Source organism: Mesorhizobium sp. M6A.T.Cr.TU.017.01.1.1, assembly GCF_004023115.1.
GTDB classification, from domain to species: Bacteria; Pseudomonadota; Alphaproteobacteria; order Rhizobiales; family Rhizobiaceae; genus Mesorhizobium; species Mesorhizobium mediterraneum.
This window is the reverse complement of sequence record NZ_RZTA01000256.1, coordinates 1-1,318: the sequence shown is the minus strand read 5'-3', so window position 1 is coordinate 1,318 and position 1,318 is coordinate 1. Positions and strand designations below refer to the sequence as shown.

The following is a 1,318-nucleotide window of genomic DNA, read 5'->3' as shown; positions in this document are numbered from 1 at the left end:
ATCCTGATCAAAGGACCGATCGCGCCGCTGATGTCGGCGCTGACGGTCGCCGTGCTGTTCGCGTTCGAGCGGGACTGGCGCTGGCTGTCGAAGCTGAAGGCGGGGCGCGGCCTGGCTGTCGTGTTGCTGATCATCCTGCCCTGGATCGTCCTGATCACCTGGAAAAGCGGCGGTGCTTTCCTGCAGCAAGCCATCGGCAAGGATATGCTCGGCAAGGTGGCGCAGGGCGAGGAATCGCATGGCCTGCCACCCGGCTTCTATGTCTTGACCTATTCGCTGTTCATGTGGCCTTTCGGCCTGATCGCGGTGGGTGCCGGGCTCCAGGCCCTCAATCGCCTGCGCGATGATCCCCGGCTCCGTTTCTGCCTCGCCTGGTACATTCCGTTCTGGCTGCTGTTCGAGCTGATCCCGACAAAACTGCCGCACTATGTCCTGCCGGCCTATCCCGGCATGGCGCTCATGGTCGGTTGGCTTTTGACATTGAAGCCGCAGGACGCGAACGCGCCGCTCCAGCGCTGGCAGACCTGGTTGTGGTGGGCGACTGCCTTTGGCCTCGCCCTGGTCACAACAGGCCTTGCCGTGCTCTGCATTGCCGCGCCGCTTTATTTTACCGGCACGTTCTCATGGTGGAGCATTCCGGCTGCCCTTGCAGCGCTTGGGGCCGGCTATCTCGGCTTCTCTCGCCAACTGCAAGTGCCGCTCGCTCGTATCGGGGTAATCGCGATTTGCGCCGGTATCACCTACGCTTTGCTGTTCGGTGTCATTGCGCCGTCGTTGAAGCCTATTTGGATGAGCCGCGAGATCGAGGCTGCGGTTCGCGCCAATCGACCCTGCGAGACGACGGTGCTTGCCTCGGCCGGGTATCACGAACCGAGCCTGGTATTTCTGGTGGGCACAAAAACGATATTGACCAATGTCGATGGTACTGCGCAACATCTGCTTGCCGATCCTGCCTGCGCGCTGGCGCTGGCGCCGGTCGGCGAGGAAAAGCGGCTGGACGGCCTGCTGGCAGGGCAGGGCAGGTCGGCGAATCGCGTCGCCCGGATCGACGGCGTCAACTATTCATCGGGGGAGAAACTGTCGCTTGGTCTATACCGGATCATCAACTGACTTCAGTGGTTTGGCATGAGCATTGGTCGCAGATTTCTGGATCTTGAGTTGCTTCGAAAGCTGCCGGCTCGGTCGGTGGGCAATGTCCAGAAAACGATAGCGATCGCTCGTTCCCGATTTGCGAGGCGGCCGGCCAATTATTCCAGGATGCCGTGGCTGACCTTGGTGGTCGCCTATCTGCTTTTGACCGCTGCCAGCATGGTTTTCC

The 1,318-nt window shown here is 61.2% G+C and carries 2 protein-coding genes; one reads left to right on the top strand and one right to left on the bottom strand.

Going from position 1 to position 1,318, the window contains the following annotated elements:
• A partial coding sequence (locus EOB36_RS33820) for a glycosyltransferase family 39 protein (protein ID WP_128286588.1) occupies window positions 1-1,110 on the top strand: 1,110 nt, incomplete at its 5' end.
• On the opposite strand, the gene EOB36_RS34790 is transcribed toward EOB36_RS33820, so the two are convergent.
• On the bottom strand, window positions 1,090-1,318 hold a 229-nt coding region (locus EOB36_RS34790; RefSeq protein ID WP_206637240.1), incomplete at its 5' end, for a hypothetical protein. The genes EOB36_RS33820 and EOB36_RS34790 overlap by 21 nt on opposite strands.